The following is a 6,426-nucleotide window of genomic DNA, read 5'->3' on the forward strand; positions in this document are numbered from 1 at the left end:
ACTGTCAATCTCGTGCCCATGCCGGATGAGGTGATTCTTGCGCGCGTCGCTTGGCGTCTTCAACCTTTTCGGTCGGGAAATTCGGTGTAATTTCGTTGTCTATGATCCTGATGACTGGCCCATAGGTTTGCAGCCAGTCGTTCGGATTCATCCTGACGCGCTCCTGAAGGAGCTTGTAGTAGAAACTGAACAGCCTCCACAGATCGTCCTCGAACACAACCATCTGGGGACAGGTGAAGCATGGAAGATACTTACTGCACGTTGCTCCGTTTTCGCGAAAGGGATTCCGGCACCGCGCGACAAGCGTGTTATACCCACCCTTAAGCAATTCGCGTGCATCGGCTAGGGGGATCTTCCCGTCTGCGGCGAGCAATACTGCATCCTGCTCGTCCTGCCTAGTTACCCAACCAACCATTGCCTGTCCAACAAACGTATGATCTCGGTGCGCTGTTTCGGGCAGAGCGATGTAATGCCGCGCTGTTACCTGCGGGCTCGAATGGCCCAGCGCTTGCTGTACCTTCCGCACGTCGCGCGTTCGCTCATAGAGCCGCGTCCCGAACGTCGGACGCAACCGTGCAAGGTACAACGCCAGTGGCTGGCCTTGGTCATCCTTGAGGCCATGCCGGAGAACGAAGCTCTCCGCCGCGCGGTTGAATCTGCGGATATCCAGCTTGCGAACTTCGCCGGTTCGCGCCCCCCGCTCCATCCTGTGAAGAAAGATGAAGTCGGCATTTCGTTCAGACGCATCCGCCACTAGTGGCGCCGTGTATTCCATTGCGGCACGCACGTAGCTCCCGACACTCAGTGGGATCGTCGTAACCTGATCCGATCCGAATGACTCGTCACGGTCCTTGCTATACGAAGTAACCTGGGTCGAGTGGCCCCGACGCTTCTCCGTAACTAATACCTCGCGATCAGCGAGCGGGTGCGGGCGAATGCCATCACGGCGGAGATCGAGCAGGCCCTGCGGATTCCGGCCAGTTGCGACGGCGAGGGCGATCAGATATACCGCAAGCACCTGCAACGACGACAATGCGCCAGGACCGCTTTCGACGAGTGCGCGGAGATCCGAATTTACTGCACCGACTATACGGCGCAGTTCGCTATCTGTATAAGGCTCGCGCGGAGGAGTAGCGATGTTGACGCGCGGAAATGGATTCTTCGGGAACGAAAGGGCAGGATTCACCAAGTCTGGGGCTAGCTTCTGGCGGTTCACCAGTAGGGATTTCAACCGATCGAACATCGCTTTCTTGGATGATAGCGACCACGGCTTACCCCGATCTTTCCCTTTGGCTGCTGTTTGAAGTTCAAGCCATGCGAGAAACTGGCGGATCAATGCGGCGTCGATATCACGAAGGCACGCGATATGCCGCCCAGTCTCGACGTGCAGCGTATCGAGGAACCGCCAGAACGGAAGCAGGCCGCACGGGATGTAGTTGCGCAGGGTCGTGCCCTGTAGGTGAAGTCGAAGCGACCAGACAGCGTCCCGGAACTGGGCGGCGAGCTCTTGACGCCCGTCCAGCGAAAACGGCTCGAAATCGAAACGGATCAGTCCGTGGTTCGGACAGTCGATTGTGAATTGCCATCCCGGCGGAAGATCTATGACCTGCGCGCCGAGGCTCGCGAGTTTCATCCTGCGGTCAACGCGTTTGCGGCCAATCATCGCTATACCCCCGCGCCATCGCCTGCAACATCTCGGCGACGTACCCGTCGGTGTCATCGTGAGTGACGATATCTGCCGCCTTCACGTAGACCTCTGTGGTCGTGACCGAGGCGTGCCCGAGCCGATCGCTAACCCACTTCAATGCATTGATCCTCGGCTTTCCCGACATTCTCACCAGTTCATGGACGGCAAAGGTATGCCGCAGCTTATGCGGATGACATCGGATACCGGAACGCTGACTGGCCTGCCTGAACTGTTCATCCAGTCCATCCAGCGAGAGCTCTTCGCCCTTCCGAGTCAGGAAGAGGCGTGTCGTCTCCCGGCCGTAGCGCTGTCTGTACATTTTCGCGAGCTTCGGTCGCTCGCGCGTCATATAGTCGTGCAAGTGGCCCGCCAACTCATACGGGATTTGCACCCACCGTTCTTTCGAGCCCTTGGTTCGCGTGATGGCCGGATCGAGCGTTAGCTTTATCGACTTTGTGGGATCATGTCCGCCGAGATTCGGAAGCACGCGAATATCGAGCCATGCGGCTTCTTCCCGGCGCAGGCCTGCGAGCACCATCAGCCACCCGATGAGCTTCGTTCGCTCCGGCGACAGCGATTCTATAAATGCCGCTGCGTCGCGCAGCGATAAGAATTTCGGAACCGGCCGTGTCGATGGCAACGTCAACTCGTTCGCATCAACGCGGTTACCAGATGCATCGACGTGCGCGAGAAACCCGCCGAGCTTTCCGACCAGCATCTCGCTGCGGTCGAACGGAAGCCGGTCAATCAGATTAGTTCGGCGACACCACGTGTAGAACGCCGAAACCGTGCGGATGCGGCTGTTGCATGTCGTCCGCTTCAGGCCGCGCTCCTGCATGCCGTTGCGCCACGCAGCGAGGTATGAACGATTGACCGAATCCCACGCAAGATCGTTTTCTTCGAGGAACGAGAAGAAGTCGTACAGATGATCCGCGTAGGTCCGGCGGGTTGTCTCGGCTCGTGTTCGGCCGCTGATGCACGACACGAAGTACAGGTAGCGATTTGCTGCTTCGACCAGTTGCCCTTCTCCGTCGATCAGAAATGGCACACCCGACGCGGGGACGCCAGCGACGGAAAACGTGTTGTCTGTGAAGATCAGGCGCACTGTAACGTCCTGCCAGGCAAAGTAGCTCACGGACATGTGGTCACGAATTTCAGGTCGGCTGCTTTCCGGGGGAGGGGCCGCGCTACGCGCGGCAACCCCATAAGGACAAAAGCAACACGACAACAGCAAAATCAAGACCGCTCAGTTCTGCCTGCCATGCTACTGCCCCTCGATTACAGAGGCAACACTCCTATGCTGGCAGAACATCTGCCGGGGAGCATCGACACCTACCAGGACCAGATGGTGGCGCACAAACGGGACGCCATGGAGGCGGGTCTGGACTGGGCGACGCCAGAACTGGAGGACGAGGCGTTTCTGCACATGGACACGCTACTGGACGAATTTGTGGACGATCTCGCCAAGCTACACGGCCGCAAGGCCCGGGATCAACGTGAACTGCTCAAGGAGGCCGCATGAAGACTGAAACCTGCACCATCGCCATCGGCGAAGGCGTGGCCACGGTGAAGCGCCGCGGCACCCGGGATACCGCCGTGGCGAAGATCCTGGGCACCGTCGAAGCCGACGGGGTCGAGGTGATTTGCCTGGATCGACTGGTACACGACATTCACGAGTCGGAGCTGGACGGCTGGCACGTCGCCGGCGCCGTTACCACGCTTCTGTCGCGCCCGATCGGGCCGCGGCAGCAGGCATAGCGAGAGCAGGGGCAGTCCGACTGTCCCGTGGGCCGGGGCCAGGTGCTGGCCGTCCTGTCGCAGCGACGGTCTGTGCTCGCCAACGCAATACCTTGATGTCCGCCCTCCGGTTTCCGGAGGGCATTTTTTTTGTCCGCGGGGCGTCAAATATGGCGCTGTCCGTCGAAACGCAAGCGAATTCGCGAGCTTACGCCGGGTGAAATGGCCGGATTGCCAGCTACTATGGGCTCCTGTAGCGCTCCTGCTACGACCCCGTGACCCGTAGTACTCGCCCTCCCCAGATGGAGGGCATTTTTTTGGTTCTTCACCGATTTCCGGGGAAGGCTGCCCGGATCTTCAGGAAGAAGTAATGGTCATCCCGGAAGCCGTAGGCCATGCGTTTGATGACCTTGATCCGGTTGTTGATGCCTTCCACCAGATTGGTCCCTAGTGGCCAGCGGCTGTGGGCGAGGATGCCTGGCAGGTATGGCTTGAGCCGTTTGGCGAAGAGGCATAGTGGGGCGATGCCGCTGGCCATGGCCCGGCCGTACCACTCATTCCAGAAGCGCCTGGCGTAGCCGGGATGCCGATATGCCCAAAGCGTCTTGAGGTCGTCCTTGAGCACGTAGACGGTCATCAGTGCCTTATTGGCCGCCAGTATTTCCTCAAGCCGGATCTGATCGGCCTCACGCGTGACGTTCTCCCGATTGCGCAGCAGCAACCAGCGAGATGACTTCACCACCTTGCGGGCGGCGCGGTCGCCGCGCAGCCGATTGGCTTCATCGACCCTGACTCGGTCTATGACTTCCCTGCCGTACTTGGCCACCACATGGAACAGGTCATAAACGACCTCGGCTTGCGGGCAATGCATCCGTACTTCGAGATCGTAGGCGGTGTTCATGTCCATCACCGCGGCGCGCAGTCTGGCACAGCCCTCAGGGCCAAGCAGCTTAAAGAATGGCCGGATTTCCTCACGCGAGCGCCCGCGCCCAACCCAGAGCACCCGCTTGCTCGAAGGCTCGACGATGACCGTGGCATAGCGATGGCCCTTCTGGATAGCAAACTCGTCCATCGCAATCACCGTGACGCCACGTAGGTCGACCGGCCCCAGTTCTTGCTCCAGATGGCGCAGATCGATGCGCTTGATCGTCGTCCAGGCCAACCGGTAGAAGCCCGCGACATGGCGCAACGACATAACCTTGCACAGTCGCGCTACGCTGGCCGCTAACCGCGTCGTGACCCGCGCATAGGGCGCGAGCCAGTCCAGGCGCTCCAGCTTCGGGCCACATTGCCGGCAAGCTAGACGAAGCCGCGGCACGACCAGCTCTACCGGAATCTCGAACACCGGAAGATCCCGCACGCGCCGCTCCACTCGGTCGTGGATACTGCTAACACCTCGACCACAGCCATCGCAGCACCGCCTCCGACGTGCCTTGGGTTCCAGCCGGATGATGCAAAAACGCTGCCCATTACGGGTCTCCTCCCAGCTATCGCGCAAGCGATAGCCTTCCCAGCAGCCGAGCTGGGCCATACAATCGCGTGGGGCCAACCTCTACCTTCCTGATTCTTGTTGTGTCGCAACTCCAAGATACCAGCGGTGGGCGGTTGGCCCTTTTTGTTTCTAAACGATCACGCAGATCGGCGAAGAACCATTTTTTTCCGATTTCCGGGGAAGGCCGAGTACGGCCATGAGGCGTCATTCGCTCGTACCGTCGCTCGGACCTTCAGGCGTCGGTTCCTCTCGGGAACCGGCCATTCACTTTGCAGCGTTGATGCGTTGCTTCTCGGCCATAGCCGCCGCTGGCGCGATCATCGACCAACCGTCGCTATGGTCAGCTTCGCTGAGGTCAGAGGCGCGAGTTTGAACGGCAGGGTTGCACCCGGGGAAGGACGGTGTGCGTAAACCCGCGACGACCACCGATCTGCGCGATCTCACTAATACCAGTTACCGCTAAAAATCACTGACGAAAAGCATTCTGGACAGCGCGCAGAAGACTCGCCGCGACTCAATGTGACAGAGAAGCGAGTTCCACATTTCTGGCAAGCGCCGTTCACAGCCATCGTCCGCGTGAATCGATCAATGCTTTTCAAAACATTGAGTTCTAACTGAACATCTTTCTTGCTAAAGCGCGAATTTGATTTTCTATGGAGTAAATCGAATTTTGTTTTGCTGGAGGCTGCTCTGGATAGCGACGTCGCACCTGATCTTAATTGGTTTTCAACCCTGTAGGGCGCTATAATATTATAATCCATCAGCTTGAAGAAGCAGCGTTTTGTGGCTCTAATGTCCTTGAGCGCATCATGGGCACCATCAAATTGCTCGCCAAAGCACCTAAAATGCAGTTCATTCAGCGTTGGGAACTTAAACCCACGCGCGCCGTTGAGTTTCGACAACCGGCACCAATTCGTGGACGCCTTCATTGTGCATATGTTTGGAATATCGATTAGGGAGAAACCCAATCCAGATGCACGTATATCATTTTGCAGAATGGCGACATCGTATTGAATATTGTGCCCCACAAGCACGACAGACTGATCGAGCGAACGCTTAAATGACTTGAGAACGTCCACAATACCAACACCAATCTGCATGGCTCTAGCCTTCGAAATTCCATGAACCCTTTGCGCCCCGATCCCAATTTCAAAATCCACGGGCCGAATAATATGACTCTCTTCCATCAAGACATGTCCGTGCTTATCCGAGAGAATCCAAGCAATTTGTACTGATCTGCTGGTCGCTCGACTCAACCCGCTCGTTTCGGTGTCGACAAAGAGATACATATATACCTCCGGAGGAAAATGATGTTGTTAGCCGCGGGGTGTTTCCTCGATGTTTAACGAACCCAGCCTCGAATTGTCTTCATGATTCTGCAAGTACGGGAAACCCAGTCTGCTTTCTTGGATTAATGCCGCAGCACTGTCTAGCAGGCTGCTGAAGTACTAGCCGCGTAAAAAGCGAAGCTTCCCTCTACAAGCCTGAGGGGCTCGCTATTTTTCACAAT

Annotated in this window: 5 protein-coding genes and 1 pseudogene; 2 read left to right on the forward strand and 4 right to left on the reverse strand. The window is 57.7% G+C overall.

The window, feature by feature from the left end; genetic code table 11:
• Window positions 1-4 precede the first annotated feature (4 nt).
• Entirely contained in the window at window positions 5-1,633 is a 1,629-nt protein-coding gene (locus AC1Q7H_RS33010) for a tyrosine-type recombinase/integrase (RefSeq protein WP_492382153.1), read from the reverse strand.
• A 7-nt stretch (window positions 1,634-1,640) separates the two neighbouring features.
• Window positions 1,641-2,822, reverse strand: coding sequence for a tyrosine-type recombinase/integrase (locus tag AC1Q7H_RS33015; RefSeq protein WP_492382154.1), 1,182 nt, complete (start codon window positions 2,820-2,822; stop codon window positions 1,641-1,643).
• A 171-nt stretch (window positions 2,823-2,993) separates the two neighbouring features.
• Between AC1Q7H_RS33015 and AC1Q7H_RS33020 the strand changes: the two are divergent.
• Together AC1Q7H_RS33020 and AC1Q7H_RS33025 are read left to right on the forward strand one after the other, a co-directional pair.
• Window positions 2,994-3,209 (forward strand): annotated as a pseudogene (locus AC1Q7H_RS33020) (hypothetical protein); the annotation flags it as partial.
• Window positions 3,206-3,445 carry a hypothetical protein gene (locus AC1Q7H_RS33025; protein WP_492316558.1) on the forward strand — a complete coding sequence of 80 codons (240 nt, stop codon included), beginning with the start codon at window positions 3,206-3,208 and terminating at the stop codon, window positions 3,443-3,445. The pseudogene AC1Q7H_RS33020 and the gene AC1Q7H_RS33025, both read left to right, overlap by 4 nt.
• Before the next feature lie 304 nt (window positions 3,446-3,749).
• Here AC1Q7H_RS33025 and AC1Q7H_RS33030 read toward each other — a convergent pair whose 3' ends face one another.
• Both AC1Q7H_RS33030 and AC1Q7H_RS33035 read right to left on the reverse strand, forming a co-directional pair.
• A complete protein-coding gene (locus AC1Q7H_RS33030) occupies window positions 3,750-4,973 on the reverse strand; it encodes an ISL3 family transposase (RefSeq protein WP_492316559.1) in 1,224 nt (407 codons plus the stop codon).
• 386 nt (window positions 4,974-5,359) lie between these two features.
• Window positions 5,360-6,205, reverse strand: coding sequence for a 3'-5' exonuclease (locus AC1Q7H_RS33035; RefSeq protein WP_492316560.1), 846 nt, complete (start codon window positions 6,203-6,205; stop codon window positions 5,360-5,362).
• Between the last annotated feature and the right edge of the window lie 221 nt (window positions 6,206-6,426).

It is taken from the genome of Cupriavidus sp. GW823-FHT06D04 (assembly GCF_058795055.1).